This window comes from Pontivivens ytuae, from assembly GCF_015679265.1.
Classification (GTDB): domain Bacteria; phylum Pseudomonadota; class Alphaproteobacteria; order Rhodobacterales; family Rhodobacteraceae; genus Pontivivens; species Pontivivens ytuae.
Genome location: NZ_CP064942.1, coordinates 663,790 through 681,271, shown reverse-complemented (window position 1 = coordinate 681,271; position 17,482 = coordinate 663,790). Strand labels below are relative to the sequence as shown.

Sequence of the window (17,482 nt, the reverse complement as noted above, 5' to 3'; positions counted from 1 at the left end):
GAACGGAACAGTCTGATGGATCGAATAGTCCTGGTCGCCACAGCGACCCTCAGCGCCACACCCGTCATCGCTCAGGAAAGCTTCTCCGTCACCGGAAGCGACGGGTCGACCATCGTCGCGACGGTGGCGGACAGCTTCGAGGCAGGCTGGGCGATTGCTACGCTGCCCGATGGCCGCATGCTGGTCACCGAGAAGGAGGGTCGCCTGATCCTGGTTTCCGCCGACGGGCGCCGGCTCGGCGAGATCGCGAACATCCCGGAGACGCAGGACAACGCGCAGGGCGGACTGGGGGACGTGATCCTGCATCCCGGGTTCGAGGAAAACGCCACGATCTACCTGTCGCCTGTAGAATGGGACGGTCCGATGAGCGGAGCGGTCATATATCGCGCACGGTTGGATCTGCAGGGAAACGGCGGTGCGCTTTCCGATGTTACACGCATCTGGGAGCAGGTGCCGAAGCATGATGACGTGCGGCACTATTCGCAGCGCCTCGCATTCGGACCTGACGGCTTTCTTTATGTCACATCCGGAGAACGACAGCTTGAGGCATTGGCACAGGACCGCTCAAACAATCTCGGCGCGATCCTGCGACTGACCGAAGCCGGCGCTCCGGCGCCGGGGAATCCGTTCGAGGATGACGGCGGCGTCTCAGCCCAAATCTGGACCTATGGTCACCGTAACCCGCTGGGTCTGGCCTTTACCGAAGACGGTACGCTCTGGGCCCATGAGATGGGCCCGAGACATGGCGATGAGCTCAACATCATCGAGGCCGGTGCGAATTACGGCTGGCCACTCCGATCGTTCGGCGACGACTACTCGGGACGCGAGATTCCCGATCATGACGAGAACGACGGCTTTGCCCTGCCCGCAATCGCTTGGGTGCCGGCGGTCTCGCCCGCCGGGCTCGCGATTTACGGCGGCGATCTCTTCACCGGATGGAGTGGCGACGCACTCTTGGGCGGGCTGTCGTCCATGGCCTTCATCCGTGTCTCTGTCGAGGACGGCGTAGGTCGCGAGGTTGCGCGCTATTCCTGGGATGAGCGCATTCGAGAGGTCGAAGAAGCTCCTGACGGTTCGCTTTGGGTTCTGGAGGATGGCTATGGCGGCCGACTTCTACGCCTCACGCCCGCGGGGTGACGCGATCATTGCTGGACAAGGTACGTCCCTGCGAGCTTGAAACGACAGGCTCTCAGGGGCTTGGTCACGACTTTGGTGGCGCTCCGCGCAGCCAAACAGTGACCTGATGCATCAAAGCCATTCAACTTCCGCGTCGAAATGATAGCGGCCGCCCGCGCCACCAGCGCGGTGAGTAAAAATCAATCGCGGATCGTTCGGGTCTCCTGCGACGCCACTGGTCGATCCGGACGTGAATAGCGCGACCGAATAATTTTGACGAACGGCCTTGAGTGACATCCGGGAGTTGGCCGCGAGAGCTCTCACCTCGCTAAATGGCCCCTGTTTGTGCTGCCAGGATCGTTTAGCAGTTCAAATTCTAACTGCGCCCGCATTGACCTTCCATTTATTTATCAAGTTTCGATAAATGAATCTTCATCGGAGTCTGGTGTTCGCTCGCTGCAAGACCTACTTAGGCCGATTGTTGATCTACGTTTATCGAGTTGTAGTGCCAGTTGGAGATCAGAGCCTGAACGCGTGTGTCATCCCCATGTATCTCGCGCACGTTCTCTCGAGATACCTCGAATAAGCCGGCTACCGTCTTCAGGTCATCATAGCGGACTACGGGGCCAAGCCGTTCGAACCGGCATCCAGCGCGGCGGAGAATGCGTTCTACGAAGACATCATAAACCGACACGACATTCTTGAGTCCCAACGCGACAGCCAACTGGAATAGCCCGACAAGGAGCGCGCGTGTCGCGACATTGACACCGTCCTCCCCGAAGGCCCGCGTCGCCTCGGTGTCGACGACGAAACGGGAGCTTTCCCAGATGTGCGGGTCTCGGATCAGTGCCGTTGGTCCCATGGTTTCCGGAAATACGTCTGCCTGCATGTATGGCCCGATCGTGGGCAGAAGGCGCAGGGATGCGATCAATTGATCGTTGATCACGACGCAGACGTAAATCGGGATCAAGGCGTCGAAGGGGTCGATTTCCTTCCCGTCCTCGACGACTACGCGCCATCCTCGCCGCGTGGAGAACTGGCGCGCTCTCAAGCGGAACATCTGGTCGAGGATGTGCGATTTCCTCGGATCGTCCGCGCCGTTTGCAATGATAATCATGTTCCGAACCCAACCCTCGATCTGACCGTAAGAAGGCCGCGCAGCCCAAGCGGCACTGCGACAAGAATCCGTCTGGGCGGACACAATTTGATTTAGTTTCTATTAATTAAATATGTCATAAGGCGAGACAATCGCCCGAAATCAATACATATTTAACTAAGTAGCATATCGAGAGTGCGCGGCACCTCGTCGGAGAAGCTTATGGCTCCGGTCCGATCTTTCTCAAGGTATCTCTCGAGCCAGTTCGAGGCGCGAGAGACCGTGCCAGACTATGAACATCTCCTGACGGAGATGCAGGATCATTTCGGCCTGAGCCATATGTCGTACTACTGGGTCTGCCCGCCACCGGGATCGCGGTCCGAGAACATCCTGTTCACAACCTACCCGAAGGATTGGATCGAGCACTATTTCGAACGGAACTATGGTGAGAGCGATCCGGTTCTTCGCTTCGCCCGGCAGACCCTGCTACCGTTCGGTTGGGACGATCTGCGCTCCGAGACGGCGCTATCGCGATCGTTCTTCGAGGAGGCAGAGGATTTCGGCGTCGGGCATACCGGCCTGTCGGTTCCGGTTTGGGGGCGCTTTGGTGAGAGTGCACTTTTCTCCGTAACGGCCGAGTGGTCCAAGACAGACTGGGAAGGTTTCCTCGACGGCCACCTCGCCGATTTATCGCATGCAGCGCTGCTTCTACACGACTCGGTAATGTCCAACATAACCGCGAAACAGGACGGCGCTACAAAAGCCCTTTCCGTGCGCGAGGTCGAGGTGCTGGAATGGGCCGCCCGCGGGAAGACAGCGTGGGAGACCGCTCAGATCCTCGGCCTGAGTGAAAAGACGGTCTACTTCTACCTGCGAAGAGCGACCTCCAAGCTCGGGGTCTCGTCGAAAACGCAAGCCGTTGCGAGAGCCGCCGTGTCGCGCGTGATCCAGCTTTGAACGTCGAGCGTCGGTGCGCAGGTTCTATTGTTCCGCAACCCGCGCGGCGCCGATTCCGGTCCGGTGACTGGCCGCGGTGAGCAGTAGGACGCTTACGAGCACCCCGGTTGCGACCGCGAAGTGACCGAACGCCAGCGGCGGCACACAGAGACTGGTGAAGGTGACGACCAGAAAAGCGCCACCGTATTGGACAAAGCCGAGCACCGCGCTGCGGAAAAGCGGCGCATCCCCTCCTGCAGTCATTGCGCGGGCCATGGCTGACCAGACCGTGAGACCCAGTCCAACAGAGATAAGGGTCGTTCCCACCCCGAAGCGGATCAGAGACGGCTGGGCGAGGGCCTCGACGGCTGCCAGCGCCGCAGCGGCCCCGCATGTCGCCAGCAGGCCGGGAGTGAAGGCCGACGTCCGCCGCGCGGCGAGGAAGCTGCCGAGCGCGATCGCGGCGAACGAGGCCGCGACGAGGATCGCGGCGTCCCGCATTGCATGCTCGCTCAGTGACGGCACGACGCGCGCTATATCGAAGGGCAGCAGCATGACGAGGCTGTAGAGCAGAACCATCTGTGCTGCCGCGACCAGACCGGCGCGGTCGGCCGTCATCCTCTTGAGGATGTCGGCCGTCGGCACCCGCGCGACCCGGCGGACGGAGTATTGCTCCGGTGGCTCCCCTGTTTTGCGATGCAGTAGCACGGGTACCAGAACGGCAAGCGCGTAGATCCACTGAAACCAGAAAACGGAGCTCCATCCGAAACGCTCCGCCAAGGCGGCGCCAGCGACGGGTGTCCCGATGGGGATCAGAAAGACGACGCCAGCCACGATGGACAGATCCCGGTTGGCTGCCGCCGCGCTGCGGTTCCGGCAGAGCAGGGCGCGGACCGCAGTGGGTAGGACGCCATAGGACAGTCCTTGCACGAACCTTGCCGCGATCACCGTCTCCACGTTCGCGGCTAGGGCGGCAAGGATGCTCGCGACGATGAAGAGCACGAGGCTCAGCGCAATGAGATCGAGGAAGTCAAGGCGCTCCACCAGACGTAGAAGCACGAGGTGGGAGAGCGCGAAACCCGCGAAGAACAGCGACACCGTCAGGTGCACGCGGGCCGGAGCCTCGTTCAGCGCGCCCGCCATGTCGGGCAGAACCGGATAGAGCATCGGCCCGGTCAACCCGCCCAACGACCAGAGCAGGATGCACAGCAAGATTTCCGATCGCGGCGTGGCGGCGGACTCAGCCATCGGTCTCGGCCGGTGACGCAATGGATTCCAGTTGCGCGATCCGGGCCGACAGGTCGACGGGAAGATCGCGCCCGTTGAGCGATCGCGCCACAATCTCCCGGAGGTCCTGCGCGTGCTTCTCGGCGTGGCTGTCGAGATACATCTCGATCTTGCGTTCGATCACCGGGGCATAGGGGGCGCGCCAGCCGAAGATCGGATCCGGCACCGGGCCGCCTTCGGGCAGTCGCGCTTCGCAGACCCAGTTGATCGCCACGCTGCCGCGACCGCAGGCGAAGCGGATTTCCATCTCGTCCTCGGCGACTTGGACAGTCCCTGCGACGAAGCCCATTCCTTCGAGCTGCGCCCGGTCCGCCGACATGGCCCTGAGCATCGCCAGTTCATCCGCGTGATGGATGTCGATGTCCTGAGGAATGCGGGACAGCCAATGCGCGAGCACGGCGCTTCCCGCGATCCAGCTTCGAGAGCTCCGTTGCGGACCGATTGCCGCGAGAACCTCGCGCTGGAGCGGGCTCAACGGCATTGCGCAAGGCTGTCTTCGACAGCCGACATGGCGATGCGGGAGGCCCAGACCGGGTTCGAATGGCGCCCGCATCGCAGCATCAGACGTTCCCAGGCAGAGACCTGTCCCGCCCCTTGCAGAAGTTCTGTGAGCGCGTCGCTCTCTCCGAGCAGGTAGCGGCGCACGGGGTCCTCCAGACCCGCGTTCATCGCGAGGTCCTCGGCCTGATGCCACAGGAGGTTTGCGGACAGTCGTGCATTCCCGTCAGCGGGCAGGTCCGAGTATCGCTCGCTCCTGCCAAGATGGCGCGCCAAAAGCGCGTTTAGGGTCCAGAGCGCCGAATGGGAGTAGCGGTGACCCGCAGCCCCTTGCCAGGCCCGGAGATCGCCACCGATCGCCTTGCTGCGCAGGATCTGGAGCTCCGACGCCATGACCTCCGGCGTGTCGCTGACATGGATGAGGTTAGCAACCGGGTTGTCGCACCAGAACAGGCTCCGCACAGTGCCCGGCTCGGCCTCTGCTGGCTGTGTCGCGCCCTTCAGGCGCTGGAGCCGTTTCAGCGCGTCCTCCCCGGACCAGAGCGTCACGCAGGCAGGCCGCAAGTCGAACAGGCTCTCCACCAGATCCCAGTGATCCCCGCCGGTGGAGCCGGTGAGCTGATAGAAGGCTCGGATCGACCGGCGCGTGTGCAGTACGAGGAAGCAGTCCTCGATCCGTAGGCCGCTGCGGGCTTCGATGAAATGGTGGAGCGCGGTGGTAAGACCCGCCTTCGCCACCTCGGGACCGAAGACGGTCAGGCCGCACGCGGAGCTGATCATGATGCGACCTCAGCAGGGTGTGAGGTCGCCGGGGCCATGGTGGTCGGCGCCTGCGCGAGCACCTCGGTCGCGATCGTGGGCTCGCCCCGCAGATAGGCCGCGAGCCGTTCCGGGTGCGCGCCGTTGAGCACGGCCCCCGACAGCCCCTTGCCCGCGAGGAAGTCCGCAGCGCAGGCGTCGATCGAGGTATGGCCGAGCCGGGCGAGGTCGGCCGCCGCGATCCACGCAATGCGTTGGGCCGGATCGCTGACCGCCCCGTTCAGAAAGACGCCGTCCACATTCGTGACGATGACCAGCCGCGTCGCGCCGACCAGCCAAGCGAACCAGGCGGCCACCGCATCTGAGGTGATGTCCCAGCTCCAGCTCACGGGATCCATATGGAACAGGATCTGTGACGGCAGAAGGATAGGAACCGCATCGTCTGCGATGGCCTGCCGGCACGCACCCAGCGTGCTGCAGGGCCGGAGCCGGGTGGAAAACGCGCTGTCCGCCAGCATGTAGCCGGTCTGGTCCTGCGCCAGCGCGCAGGCGTGGTGCGCGGTAAAGGGTGACAGGGGGTAGGTCGCGTCCACGCTCTCGATGGCGTTGTCCGGGAGGCCGCCGCCCGGCACCAGCAGGAGCCGGTGGCCCTCGCATGCCAGCGTCTCGATCTCCGCGATCAGGGCGCGGCAGCGCTCCGGCTGCTGCATCAGGCTGCCGCCGATCTTCACGACGGCGTCGATGTTGTAGGGCGGAAAGCCCTTGATCCTGTCGGCCATGATCTCACCCCTCGTTCGCGATAATGCTGCGCCGGATCTCGGCCCGCAGGCTCGGCAGGACGGCCCAGACCTTGTGGAAGGCATCGGCATAGGCGCGCATCAGCGGCTTGCCGTTCGGCGGCGCGATCTCGGAGATGTAGAACATCGTGTCGAGCAGCTTCTGCGTGTTCGGGAAGTCGCGCGCCGACCACCTGTCGCGGAAGGCGGGCAGGTATTCGAAGACCGGCTGCGTCAGCCAGACCCAGAGCGGCACGCCCTCGGCTTGCAGGAGTTTGATAATGTAGTCGCGCACCTGCGGCGTCTCGGGCAGATCGAGCTCTTTCGGCTCCAGCCTCAATGGCATGTTCAGGAACGAGTTGCGCGGATCGCCCGGATCGAAGATCGGCTTCAGCCCCGGCAGTTCGCAGATCTCCTCCCACAGGAAGAGGCAGTTGCGCTGCCGTTCGCGCAACTGGTCGTTCATGCGCTTGAGGCGCGAACGGGCCAGTGCCGCCGAGAAGACATTGGGCCGGTAGTTGTAGCCGCAGGTATCGGGCGAGAAGATCCGCTCGCCGTTGCGCGCCGAGCTGGTGAGCGACACATGATCGACGTGTTCGATCAGTTCGGGATCCTTGGTCAGCACGAAGCCAAGCTCCCCGGCCCCAAGATGCTTCGCACCGTTGCCGGACAAGGCCAGCATGTCGCTGTCGAGCGGACGCTGGTCCGCGTTGGTCCGCAGGACGGCGATGGCCTGCGCAACGTCGTCGATCAACGCGGCTCCGGCCTTGCGGCTGGCGCGGCGCAGCCGCGGCGCGTCGACCCTGTTGCCGAAGAGATGGGTGACGAGTACCGCACCCACGTCCTTTCCGACCCTGGCAATAGCGGCGCTTTCATCGATGGAGGCATCGGCGAGATCGACGTCCACGAATTCGGGGGTCAGCCCGGAAAAGGCGATCGGCCCCACTGCGCCCGGCCAGTTGAGAGCGGCGGTGACGACCTTCGGCCCGCGGCTCGCGTAGTAGTCGAGCCCGATATGCAGAGCCGATGTGCCGCTGCCCACGGCGCGCGCGGTCCACCAGCCCGACCAGTCGCTGAGTTCCTGTTCCAGCTTGGAGACGAGCGGATGGTTCACGCGGTGATACTTGCCGCTCTTGACCACGCGGCCGAGCGCCTCGAGATGCTTCTTCCGGGCTGCTGGCCAGCGGGTGATCTCCGTGTCTACGAGCGCGGGCGGACCGCCGAATGCGGCGAGATCGGCGCGGTTGTGAAGTGTGGGACCATGGGCTTTCGCCGGCTTGGCCGACCTGATCTTTTCCTGCAGCATCTGTTCCTCCTTCCCCGACAACGAACGGGTTCTCCGCGGGGCGCAGGGCGGGGGGACGCAGCCCTGCGACAGAACGCTTGCGGAGATGATCAATGAGGATAGGGAGACGCAGTACAGCACACGATACGGCGGAACTGCCGTATTGCAGGATCAGCGGAACTGATCGGAGAAGCTGTCAGGATCCAGCACAACACCGTTCGTGACCGACATAGCAGAAACCCATGACAGGGATATGTCGGATTCTTGACAGTGTGGGACTGAGAAAGACTTCAGGTCTTTTTTGCTAATCACAATGCAAAAGACGGCTGCCTCAGGACCCTCCCGCAGCCTCATCAATGATGAGACAGGCGTTGGGATGACCATTCAGGATGCCGGCCGGGCACACGGACACGGGCTGGCTGTTCCGGATGGCGGCGACAGCTCGGGCCTTGCTCTCACCGGTTGCTGCAACGATCACCTGCCGCGCCTCCATGATCTCCGCGAGACCGATGGTAATCGCCTCCGTCGGCTGCTCGTTGCTATTGCGGAAGAAGCGGCTGTTTGCGGCGAGCGTACTCTCGTCGAGCTGCACGTACCGCGTGCGGGCGTCGCGGGGCGAGCCCGGTTCGTTGAACGCCAGGTGCCCGTTCGCGCCCAGGCCGAGAAAGAGGAGGTCGAAGCCGCCTCGCTGAGCTAGGGATTGTGCGAAGCGATCCGCCTCTTCACTCGGGTCCGAAGCGAGGCCATCGGGCACGTGAAATTGCGCGGCGGGAAGATCGATATGGCTCACGAGATGATCTCGCAGAAAGCGCGCATAGGACCGCGCATCGGACGCTTCGAGGCCCAGATACTCATCGACCGCGAAGACGTCGCACCGGGCAAAGCTGACCCGGCCCTCGCGATGGGCCGCAACCAGCGCGGCATGGACGGGCATCGCTGTGGATCCGGTCGGCAGGCCCAGCGTCAGCGCCGGGCGGACGCGAAGGGCGGCGATGATCCGGCCTGCGACCTCTTCTGCGACCTTCTGTGCGCCTCTGCGTATCTCGACATGGAAACCCCGGTTCAATTGCCTTGCGCTCTCACCCATAGGCGGCCTCGACCCGATCCCGGATTTCCGCCACCTCCGTCGCCGTGATCGGCTGGTCGTGAGCAATGGAATGCCACAATCCGGCTTCGTGCACGAAGTCCTGCAGGTGCGTCAGCGCCGTCTCGACATCGTCCCAGGTGATGCGCATTGCGGCAGGCCGGATGTCGACGCCGACGGCTCGCACCGCCTGCAGCATCTCGTCCGGCCGGACGTCATGCAGCACCGCACCGACGAAAAGCCCGAGGCAGACCGGCTGGCCGTGCAGGAACTTCCGTCCCGTATAGTGCTCCAGCGCATAGAAGACGAAATGCTCGATCCCCTCGATGTGGCGCGGGTTCCAGCCGGCCCCGTGATAGCTCGTGCCCCATTTCAGCCCGTCGAGAAGCACCTCGATCCCGTTATCGGTGAGGTCGCGGATGTCGCCCGTCGCATCCAGCACGGCCTCGACCTTGGATAGCGACTGGGCGGCAAGCGCGGGATCGTAAGGCCATTTCGACTCGCACTTGCCCTGCGCGGCGGCATATTTCCAGTCGAGGACGCCGGTGTGAAAGCACAGCACGTCACCAATGCCGGAGTAATTCAGTTGCGGCGGCGCGGACCGGATGACGTCGAGATCGATGAAGACCGATTCCGGGATGGTCCATCCCATGTACCGCACCTTCCCGTCCACACGCAGCCCGGCCCGGTGGCCATAGACGGCGTTGACGCTCAGCGCCGTGGGGACCTGAAAGAGCGGCAGGCGGCGCCGCCACGCGAGGTACTTCGCCACGTCGAGCGCCTGGCCGCCACCAAGCCCCACGATCGCCTCCACCCGCGGAAGCTCTTCGAGATCGCGGCGCAGGTCTGCTTCATCGATCGAACGGACGGTATAGACGATCATCTCCGAGCCACTCAGCGCTCGCTCGTAGATCGGAGCGAGATCGTCCATCGTCACCACAAGAAAAGGCGCGTGGACGAAGGCGGGAAGCTCGGCGATCAGGTTCCGGCCGAGGACGGTGGGAAATCCGTAGTCGATCTGATTCATGTCTGTTTTCTCAACTCAGGCCGCCAGCCGCTCGACGGCAGGCAGGAAGTCGTCGAACCGGTCGATGACCGCGTGGGCGCCATGCTCGTGCAGTCGCGTGGCGTGATTGTCGTCGCAATGCGATCCGCCGGTGAACCCGACCACCTGCATGCCCGCCGCGCGCCCGGCGCGTACGCCGGCCACGCTGTCCTCGACGACGAGGCAGCGTTCCGGGGTCACCTGCATCCGCTGGGCAGCATAGAGGAAGATATCGGGTGCGGGCTTGCCCCGCGGAACGAGGCTGGTGGAGAAGACATGCGGGTAGAAGAGCTCGAACTGCGCCGTCTCGATCAGGCCGAGGCAGAGCTTGGTGGGCCGGCTGCTGGAGGCGACACAGTAGCGCCAGGGCAGTGTCGCGATCGTCTCCGCTGCGCCCGCGATCGCCTTGAGCTGAGTGCGGTATGCCGCAAGCACGCGGTCCTCGATCCGCTGGTCGTAATCGGCGGGAAGCGATCGGCCGAGATCGGACTCGACGGTCTCTCGCATCGCAACGCCGGGCATGCCGGCGAAGCGGCGCACGACATCGGCCACGCTGATCTCGTAACCCTCCTTGTTCAGCTCCTCCGCATCCACCGCACAGGCGATGATCTCGCTATCGATCAGCACGCCATCGCAATCGAAGATCACAAGTTCCGGGGTCACAGCAGTCCTCCGGCATGGGAGGGCGCCTGAGGCCGGCCGAAGATCTCGAAGATACCTTTGCCGTCCGCTGTCGCCTGCTCGCGCGCGATCAACGATTGCCAGTCGCGGGGGGTCTCGTGATGGACAATGACGCCTGTCTCCGTCGCCAGCAGGACATCGTACCCGGGGCTCGCGGCGGTGTAGAAAGTCTCATTAGCGCTTTCTGAGAAGGCGATCTTGTGAGCCGTGCCGCGCGTCGAACTGAACGAAAGGCCGCGATGGACCCCGTTCGTGTCGAGGTGAACATGGCCGAATGCGAGATGGGCGACGCGATCGTGGGCCAGGAGCAGCGCCAGGACATCTGCTCCATTTTCCAGCAGCATGGGCCTGAACCACGGCATGCCGATGTCGAATGGCGGATGATGGACGAAGACGATCAGCGGGCGCTCCGTCGGGGCCTGCAGTGCCCGCTCCAGCCAGCCCAGCCGCGCGTCGCAGAGGCGTCCAGTCGCGGGATGCGCATCGTTCAGGCTGTCGAGCAGGAGCAGGTCCGCGTCATTGCCGCGGTGGAGCGTTTGCACGAATCCTTCTGCGGAATGCACATGCTCCGGGAAAACACGGGTGAAATGCGAACGGTGGTCGTGATTGCCGAGCATGAGGCGGTAGGGCAGAGCGAGATCACGGAGGATCGCCTGCAGCGCCACATAGCTGTCGAGATCGCCACTGTCCGTTAGATCGCCCGAAAAGATACACAGATCCGCATCCGGGTGGTTGAGATTGACGGACGCGATGACCTCTCGCAGGCGCGCGTCGGGGTCCAGGCCCAGAAGCTGTGCACCCGGCGCGACGAGATGAGTGTCCGAGATGTGAATGAGTTTCATGTCATGATTACCGTCATGCTGATCGCCGGACGGAGCGCGTCTGGCCCCGTCCGGCACTTTGGCCGCTCAGTTATCCAGCAGCGACTCGGTGGTGCTGACGAGCTGCTCCAGCCCCGCGTCAGGCGCTACATCGCCGCGGATGATGGAGGCGAGGATGCCCTGCTGCTCGCGCCAGATGCGGACGCCGGAATTGCCCGGATAGCCGAACCACTGTTGGGCGACCGGCCACTGCTGCATGCTGGTCGTCCAGTCCGGGTTGTCCGCGTAGTGCTCGCCGAGATACTCGTCGGAGGCGGTCTGCAGGTTGGTGGGCATGTAGCCCGAGCCCAGAACCGTGATCATCTGGCCTTCGGGGCCGGTCGCGAACTTCACGAATTCCCAGGCCGCTTCGATCTCCGCCGGATCCTGGCTCAGGATCACAGCGACGTTGCCGCCGGTCGGCAGGCCGCCGTCCGCTGCCGCGATCGGGAACGGGCCGGTGCGCCACTCGAAGCTGTCGCCCACCAGTTCGCCCATCATGCGCACCTCTGCCGTGGAACCGATGAAGACGCCAAGCTTGCCGGCCGCGAACTGCTGAACTGTCTGCTCTTCGCTCAGGAGCGGCATCCCGGTTTCGTTCGCCAGCCGTGCCAGCGTCGCCACCGCCTGCGCTCCCGCGTCGCCGCCAAACAGCACCTCGGTCCGCTCTTCGTTCATCAGCGCCCCGCCATGGCTGAAGATGAGGGCCTGCCAGAGCCAATCATCGCCCCATTCGGAAACGGAATAGGCGATACCGTCCACGTCATCGGCCGTGTCGGAAATCGCGGCGCCAAGCTCGATCATCTCGTCCCAACTGGTGGGAAGCGGGTCCGCCGTCCGCCCGGCCTCGGCGATCAGGTCGAGATTGTAGTACACAATGGGCGTGGACGCGTTGAACGGGATGCCCCATTGCGTACCGTCGACCTGACCCAGCGCAAGCACGTTCGGTGCATAGTTGGAGGTGATCCAGGCCTCGCCCTCAGCATGCATCATGGGCGTCAGATCGACGATGTCGCCGCGCGCCTCAAGCGCTTCAGCCAACTCACCGAGCTGGTTGTAGGGAGAGTACCAGATATCCGGCAGGTCGCCCGACAGGGACTGGCGCAGGATGGTCTGGTGCCCCTCAGTATAGCTCGCCAAAGGCGCGCGGAAGTTGATTTGCACGCCGTCATGCTGTTCCATGAAGGCTGCTGCGATCGGCTCGTGGAACCGGGCGTGCCCGCCCCAGGCGTGGACCACGTCCAGTTCCACCGTGTCGGCCATCGCGGCGACAGGTGCCACCAGGGCCAGGGCCGACACCCGTGCGAGGGTTTGAAGTCTAGCCATTTCAATATTCTCCATCAGTTTGGTCGCTGAGTTCGGGATCGCTCCCGGTCCTGGTGGCCGCTGTCGTCCCTGAGACGTCCGGACCATCAGAAGGGTTGGGGCCGCGCCGCTCATTTCAGCCCCGTCATGGTGATGCCGCGCACGAACTGGCGTTGCGCCAGTACGAAGAGGACGAGGAGCGGCACAGTGATGATGACCGCGCCCGCCGTGAGAGCGCCGTAATCCGCGCTGAGCGCGCTGTCGCGGAACAGCACCATGCCAAGCGGCGGCGTCGCCCGTTCCATCGAGGTGATGGCGATCAGCGGCCAGTAGAGGTCATTCCAGTGCGCCACGATCGAGAAGACGGAAAAGGCGGCAATCGCCGGACGCGCGCCGGGCAGGATCAGCCGCAGCACGATCTCGAACTCCGTCATGCCGTCGAGCCGGGCGGCCTGCAGCACCTCCTCCGGATAGCCCTTGAAGAACTGCCGGAAGAGGAAGATCGCGAAGGCCGAGAACATGAAGGGCAGGATCAGCGCGAAATAGGTGTTGAGAAGCCGTAGCTCCGCCAGCACGAGGTAGAGCGGCAGCGCCGGCACCTGGATCGGGATGCAGAGTGCTAGCAGCACCAGCCCGAAGAACAGGTCCCGCCCCCGGAACGTCAGCTTGGCCAGCGCATAACCCGCGAAAAGCGCCACCGTGACCTGGATCACCAGGATACCCAGCACGACGATCAGCCCGTTCAGCATGAAGCTGAGCATTGGCACGTCGAAGAGCGCGCGCCCGTAGTTCTCCGCCGCCGCCAGTTGCTGCGGGATCAGCCGGAGCGGCGCGCCGAAGATCTCTTCCGCCGGCTTCAGCGAGGTCGAGACCATCCAGATGAATGGCGCGAGCACCGGTACGAGCAGCAGGCAGAGAACGCCGTGTTGGAGCAGTTTCTTCGCCATTGGAGCCCAACGCATCGCTTATCCCCCATAGAAGGTCCGCCGCTCCGCCACGAAGATCTGGAGCAGCGAGAACAACAGGATGAAGGCGAGAAACAGGGTGATGAGCGCCGAAGCGCGGCCGATCTCGAAATACTGAAAGCCTTCGAGATAGACGGTGTAGAGCAGCACCTCCGTCGATTTCATCGGGCCGCCCCGCGTCAGCACCGCCACCGTGTCGAAGACCTGGAAGGCCGTGATCGAGCAGGTGATCGTCACGAACAGCATCGTCGGCCCGAGGAGCGGCAGGGTGATGCGCCAGAAGCGGTCGAACCCGCCATCGGCGCCGTCAACCGATGCGGCCTCGTAGATGTCCCGCGGGATGGCGGTGAGCCCCGCGAGGAACAGCACCATGGCAAAGCCGGTGAGTTGCCAGATGCCGATCGCAGCAATGGCATAGAGCGCCGCGTCCGGGTCGGTCAGGAAATCCACGCGCTCGAAGCCAAGACCTGACAGGACTGCGTTGAGCGGCCCAATCCGCCCGTGCAGCAGGTACTGCCAGACCACGGCCATCGCCACCATCGTGCCGGTGACCGGCAGGAAGAACGCGATCTCGTAGAACCGGCGCGACCGACCCCGCTCATGCACCAGAAGGGCGATCAGCAGCCCGAGCGCCACTGCGCAGGGGACCACGACCCCCACATAGAGCAGTGTGTTGGTCAGTGCGACACGCAGACCTGGCTCCGTGAATGCACTGGCGTAATTCTGGAATCCGACGAAAGAGAACTCGACGGCCGCCAGTGTGTAGTCAGTCAGGCTGAAAAAGAGGACTGCGACGAGCGGCAGGACGATCAGGCAGCAGGCCAGAGCAAGCGCCGGTGCGATGAATAGGTAGCCGGAGAGACCGCGGGCGCTGCGCCGCGGTCGGGTGCTGGCGAACATGTCGGCGAGCGCCGCCATCACACGGTCCCGCCCACGCTGCGCAACTGCGGCGCCTGCTTGCTGTGCACGTTGAGCCGCTGCCCGTCGGGTCCGAAGATGTGGAGCGCGACAGCCGGAAAGCGGAGGTGTAGCCGCTCGGCCGGTGCGCCCTGCGCGCGGCGTTCCTTCGCATCCACCCGCGCGCGCAATTGGATGTCGGGCGCGTCCTCGAGCTGCAGGTTGTAGAGAACGTCGCCGCCGTGATCCTCGGCATGAAGAACGCGCGCCGCGTGGGTGCCGGCATCTGCATTTACTACCTCCACATCCTCAGGGCGCAGACCCACAGTGACCGGACCGCGGGTGGAGAAGCGTCCGAAGGGCGTAATGCCCGGGCCGCTTAGCCGACCTTCCGCATCGATATCGCCAGGCAGGATGTTGATCGGATACTGCCCCACGAATCTCGCCACACGCAGGTCCTTGGGCTGGTGATAGACCTCGGCCGGTCTTCCGATTTGAAGCAGCGCGCCGTCCATCATCACCGCGACCTGGCCAGACATCGTCATCGCTTCGGTCTGGTCATGTGTGACGTAGATGAAGGTGATGCCAAGCCGCCGATGCAACTCCGCCAGCTCCGTACGCATCTGCATCCGGAGCTGCACGTCGAGATTGGATAGCGGTTCGTCCATCAGAAAGACGGATGGCTCGGCCACAAGGGCGCGGCCGAGCGCGACTCGCTGGCGCTGACCACCTGAAAGCGCGCCAGGCAGGCGCGGCAGCAGGTGGCCGATCTCCAGAATGTCGGCCGTCCGCTCCACCGCGCGCCGGATATCGGCCCGCAGGCTGCCGCTGCCTGGTACGGCCCGGCCCAGAACGGGGAATCGCTGTGCGAAACTCATTCGCCGCATGACCAGCGGCATGGCGATATTGTCGAAGACCGACATGTGCGGATAGAGGGCGTAGGACTGAAAGACCATGGCGAGGCTACGGGCCTTCGCCGGCAGGTCATCGACACGGCGTTCGCCGATCGCGATGCGCCCGGTGCTCGGTTCTTCCAAACCGGCGATCAGCCTGAGCAATGTCGATTTTCCGCAGCCGGATGGCCCTAGGAGCGTCAGGAACTCGCCCGCGGCTACTTCCAAATCGAGATGATCCAGGACGTCCTTCGCACCGAAGGACTTGCTCACCCCACCAAGACGGACGGACTGCCCTCTCATGCCGATATGGCTCCCCACTCTTTCGATGGATGAGCTATCGGATCATTGTTTCAGATTTATAAAATTTTGCGGAGTTTTACTCCAAATTACCACTTCTTTTGAAAGCTTCCGCCTTTTCAATGGCATGGGAAAGCGCCTCTCCGACCATCACCGCGCGAGGGACATCGGTGATGGGGCCGCCGTAACTGGGCTGATCCAGTTTCGCCATCTGCAGGTAAGCGTTTGAGAGTCGTGCAAGTGGACTCTTCGGATGGCATGTAACGGCGATGACGAAGCTTCCCTTCTCAGCAGCAGATCGAGCAAAGTTCACCGTTTCGGTTGTGGTGCCGGATTGGGAGACGGCGATGACGACGGCATGCGGTCCCAATCCCCCTGAAACTTCTTGCGCCAGGGCCGGATCGCGCATGGCGTTTGCTGTCAGCCCCACTCGCAGGAGACGATAGCCCAGCAGCTCGGCCACGATGCCGGAAACACCGAGCCCGAACAAGTCGATCCGCGTCGCCTCCAGAATCCGTGTGGCCGAAACCTCCAGCATGTCCCGGTTCAGGAGCGCGGTCGTGTCGAGGATGGAGCGGCACAGCGTGTCCGCGGTCTCGTCGAGCTGTGTCCGGATGCCGACCGGTGCTTCGACAGTCTGCGATTGGCGCTTTGCCAGATCCGCTGAAAGCGCGAGCTTGAAGTCGGTATAGCCGCGAAAACCCAGCTCTCGGCAGAGGCGCACGACGCTCGCTTGGCCAACCTTTGCGTGGCTGCTCAACTCCGCCACGGACTGATGAATCGCGAGTTCGGGATTCTCCAAGATGTAGCCTGCTGCCTTCGCCAAGGCAGTCGGATAGCCACTTCGCGCCTGGTCGAGTTGGACGAGCAGAACGCCTGTCTCAATCCGCGAACCGGATGCATTGAGCAACTCGGTCAATGTTGTTCTCCGAATTCCAACGCCTGTTGAGGCGTCCGCTCTGCGGGGAACTCCTTACTGCATGTGTCGTCTTCAGGAAAGTCTGCGGCGTGAAGCACATTCCCCTCGTGCATTGGGCGAATATAGGCGCGTTGTTAGCCACAACGTTTACTGAACCGCTCCGATTTTGCCGGAGCTTCTTACTCGTTAGCAGGACGGAACATCACAAGTAAGACGAGAATAGCTGTTCGTCGTCATGGTAGCACTTCACGTGCCTCGACTTTCGCTGGTGCAGCGAGGGTCCGGTTTAGTGAGTCACACCGTAGCGACGACAGCCATGATCCAACGGCAGGTTTGGGCCGCCCGTGAAGGCGATCCAACTACGCTAAACCTCAATGGCTTCAGCGATGGCTAGAGCATCCTCGAGTTCAACACCCAGATACCGAACTGTATTGTCCATGTTGGGGTGGTCCAGAAGGAGCTGAACCGCACAAAGGTTGCCGGCCTTCTTGTGGATCTGAGTGATCTTGGTTTTCCGCATCGAATGCGTGCCATGGGCGCTTGCCTCTAGACCAATCGGCGTGATCCAGTCGTGCATGATCCGGGCATATTCAAGAGCCTACCACATTTGAATATATTGCTAGGGGCAATCCAGTGCGACATCTGCTGTTGGCGGGACCTCGCTATACGAGATCAATTCAAGCCTACACCCTTGATTACCCGAACCAATCGGCTTCGACCTTAACTTATATAGTTGAAGCCTAACGTCGTCCGCGAAACGTAAGTATACGTAGTCATGTT

The 17,482-nt window shown here is 63.1% G+C and carries 18 protein-coding genes and 1 pseudogene; 2 read left to right on the top strand and 17 right to left on the bottom strand.

Annotated features, from left to right (window positions below):
* Window positions 1-15 precede the first annotated feature (15 nt).
* Window positions 16-1,137 (top strand): PQQ-dependent sugar dehydrogenase, encoded by a 1,122-nt coding sequence (locus I0K15_RS03200; RefSeq protein ID WP_196103997.1) that lies wholly within the window; start codon window positions 16-18, stop codon window positions 1,135-1,137.
* Window positions 1,138-1,248: 111 nt separating this feature from the next.
* On the opposite strand, the gene I0K15_RS03195 is transcribed toward I0K15_RS03200, so the two are convergent.
* Both I0K15_RS03195 and I0K15_RS03190 read right to left on the bottom strand, forming a co-directional pair.
* Entirely contained in the window at window positions 1,249-1,413 is a 165-nt protein-coding gene (locus tag I0K15_RS03195; RefSeq protein ID WP_196103996.1) for a hypothetical protein, read from the bottom strand.
* Window positions 1,414-1,585: 172 nt separating this feature from the next.
* On the bottom strand, window positions 1,586-2,233 hold the full coding sequence (locus tag I0K15_RS03190) for an acyl-homoserine-lactone synthase (protein WP_196103995.1): 648 nt from the start codon (window positions 2,231-2,233) through the stop codon (window positions 1,586-1,588).
* Window positions 2,234-2,494: 261 nt separating this feature from the next.
* Between I0K15_RS03190 and I0K15_RS03185 the strand changes: the two genes are divergently transcribed.
* The gene (locus I0K15_RS03185; RefSeq protein ID WP_196103994.1) at window positions 2,495-3,169 is read left to right on the top strand and encodes a LuxR family transcriptional regulator; all 675 of its coding nucleotides are present in this window, start codon (window positions 2,495-2,497) and stop codon (window positions 3,167-3,169) included.
* Between the two features lie 24 nt (window positions 3,170-3,193).
* Here the strand turns inward: I0K15_RS03185 and I0K15_RS03180 are convergent, their stop codons facing one another.
* The 15 genes and pseudogenes from I0K15_RS03180 to I0K15_RS03110 form a co-directional block, all read right to left on the bottom strand.
* On the bottom strand, window positions 3,194-4,396 hold the full coding sequence (locus I0K15_RS03180) for an MFS transporter (RefSeq protein ID WP_196103993.1): 1,203 nt from the start codon (window positions 4,394-4,396) through the stop codon (window positions 3,194-3,196).
* Window positions 4,389-4,832 (bottom strand): hypothetical protein, encoded by a 444-nt coding sequence (locus I0K15_RS03175; RefSeq protein ID WP_196103992.1) that lies wholly within the window; start codon window positions 4,830-4,832, stop codon window positions 4,389-4,391. The genes I0K15_RS03180 and I0K15_RS03175 overlap by 8 nt, the downstream gene beginning before the upstream one ends.
* A 74-nt stretch (window positions 4,833-4,906) precedes the next feature.
* Window positions 4,907-5,713 (bottom strand): nucleoside-diphosphate kinase, encoded by an 807-nt coding sequence (locus tag I0K15_RS03170; protein ID WP_196103991.1) that lies wholly within the window; start codon window positions 5,711-5,713, stop codon window positions 4,907-4,909.
* Window positions 5,710-6,471 (bottom strand): amino acid kinase family protein, encoded by a 762-nt coding sequence (locus I0K15_RS03165; RefSeq protein WP_196103990.1) that lies wholly within the window; start codon window positions 6,469-6,471, stop codon window positions 5,710-5,712. The genes I0K15_RS03170 and I0K15_RS03165 overlap by 4 nt, the downstream gene beginning before the upstream one ends.
* A gap of 4 nt (window positions 6,472-6,475) precedes the next feature.
* The gene (locus tag I0K15_RS03160; RefSeq protein ID WP_196103989.1) at window positions 6,476-7,774 is read right to left on the bottom strand and encodes a DegT/DnrJ/EryC1/StrS family aminotransferase; all 1,299 of its coding nucleotides are present in this window, start codon (window positions 7,772-7,774) and stop codon (window positions 6,476-6,478) included.
* Between the two features lie 310 nt (window positions 7,775-8,084).
* Window positions 8,085-8,840 (bottom strand): glucosamine-6-phosphate deaminase, encoded by a 756-nt coding sequence (locus tag I0K15_RS03155; protein WP_196103988.1) that lies wholly within the window; start codon window positions 8,838-8,840, stop codon window positions 8,085-8,087.
* Complete coding sequence (locus tag I0K15_RS03150) at window positions 8,833-9,864, bottom strand: iron-containing alcohol dehydrogenase (RefSeq protein WP_196103987.1); 1,032 nt, start codon at window positions 9,862-9,864, stop codon at window positions 8,833-8,835. The genes I0K15_RS03155 and I0K15_RS03150 overlap by 8 nt, the downstream gene beginning before the upstream one ends.
* Before the next feature lie 15 nt (window positions 9,865-9,879).
* On the bottom strand, window positions 9,880-10,545 hold the full coding sequence (locus I0K15_RS03145; protein ID WP_196103986.1) for an HAD family hydrolase: 666 nt from the start codon (window positions 10,543-10,545) through the stop codon (window positions 9,880-9,882).
* Window positions 10,542-11,462: a metallophosphoesterase gene (locus I0K15_RS03140; RefSeq protein ID WP_196103985.1), complete on the bottom strand. Its 921-nt coding sequence runs from the start codon at window positions 11,460-11,462 to the stop codon at window positions 10,542-10,544. Before I0K15_RS03140 ends, I0K15_RS03145 begins: the two co-directional genes overlap by 4 nt.
* 9 nt (window positions 11,463-11,471) lie before the next feature.
* The gene (locus I0K15_RS03135) at window positions 11,472-12,749 is read right to left on the bottom strand and encodes an ABC transporter substrate-binding protein (RefSeq protein ID WP_196103984.1); all 1,278 of its coding nucleotides are present in this window, start codon (window positions 12,747-12,749) and stop codon (window positions 11,472-11,474) included.
* A 110-nt stretch (window positions 12,750-12,859) separates the two neighbouring features.
* Window positions 12,860-13,690: a carbohydrate ABC transporter permease gene (locus I0K15_RS03130; RefSeq protein WP_230374262.1), complete on the bottom strand. Its 831-nt coding sequence runs from the start codon at window positions 13,688-13,690 to the stop codon at window positions 12,860-12,862.
* Between the two features lie 3 nt (window positions 13,691-13,693).
* On the bottom strand, window positions 13,694-14,611 hold the full coding sequence (locus tag I0K15_RS03125; RefSeq protein ID WP_230374261.1) for a carbohydrate ABC transporter permease: 918 nt from the start codon (window positions 14,609-14,611) through the stop codon (window positions 13,694-13,696).
* The gene (locus I0K15_RS03120) at window positions 14,611-15,756 is read right to left on the bottom strand and encodes an ABC transporter ATP-binding protein (RefSeq protein WP_230374260.1); all 1,146 of its coding nucleotides are present in this window, start codon (window positions 15,754-15,756) and stop codon (window positions 14,611-14,613) included. Before I0K15_RS03120 ends, I0K15_RS03125 begins: the two co-directional genes overlap by 1 nt.
* Before the next feature lie 106 nt (window positions 15,757-15,862).
* On the bottom strand, window positions 15,863-16,702 hold the full coding sequence (locus I0K15_RS03115) for a MurR/RpiR family transcriptional regulator (protein ID WP_196103982.1): 840 nt from the start codon (window positions 16,700-16,702) through the stop codon (window positions 15,863-15,865).
* Between the two features lie 364 nt (window positions 16,703-17,066).
* Window positions 17,067-17,294 (bottom strand): annotated as a pseudogene (locus I0K15_RS03110) (site-specific integrase); the annotation flags it as partial.
* Window positions 17,295-17,482: the final 188 nt, after the last annotated feature.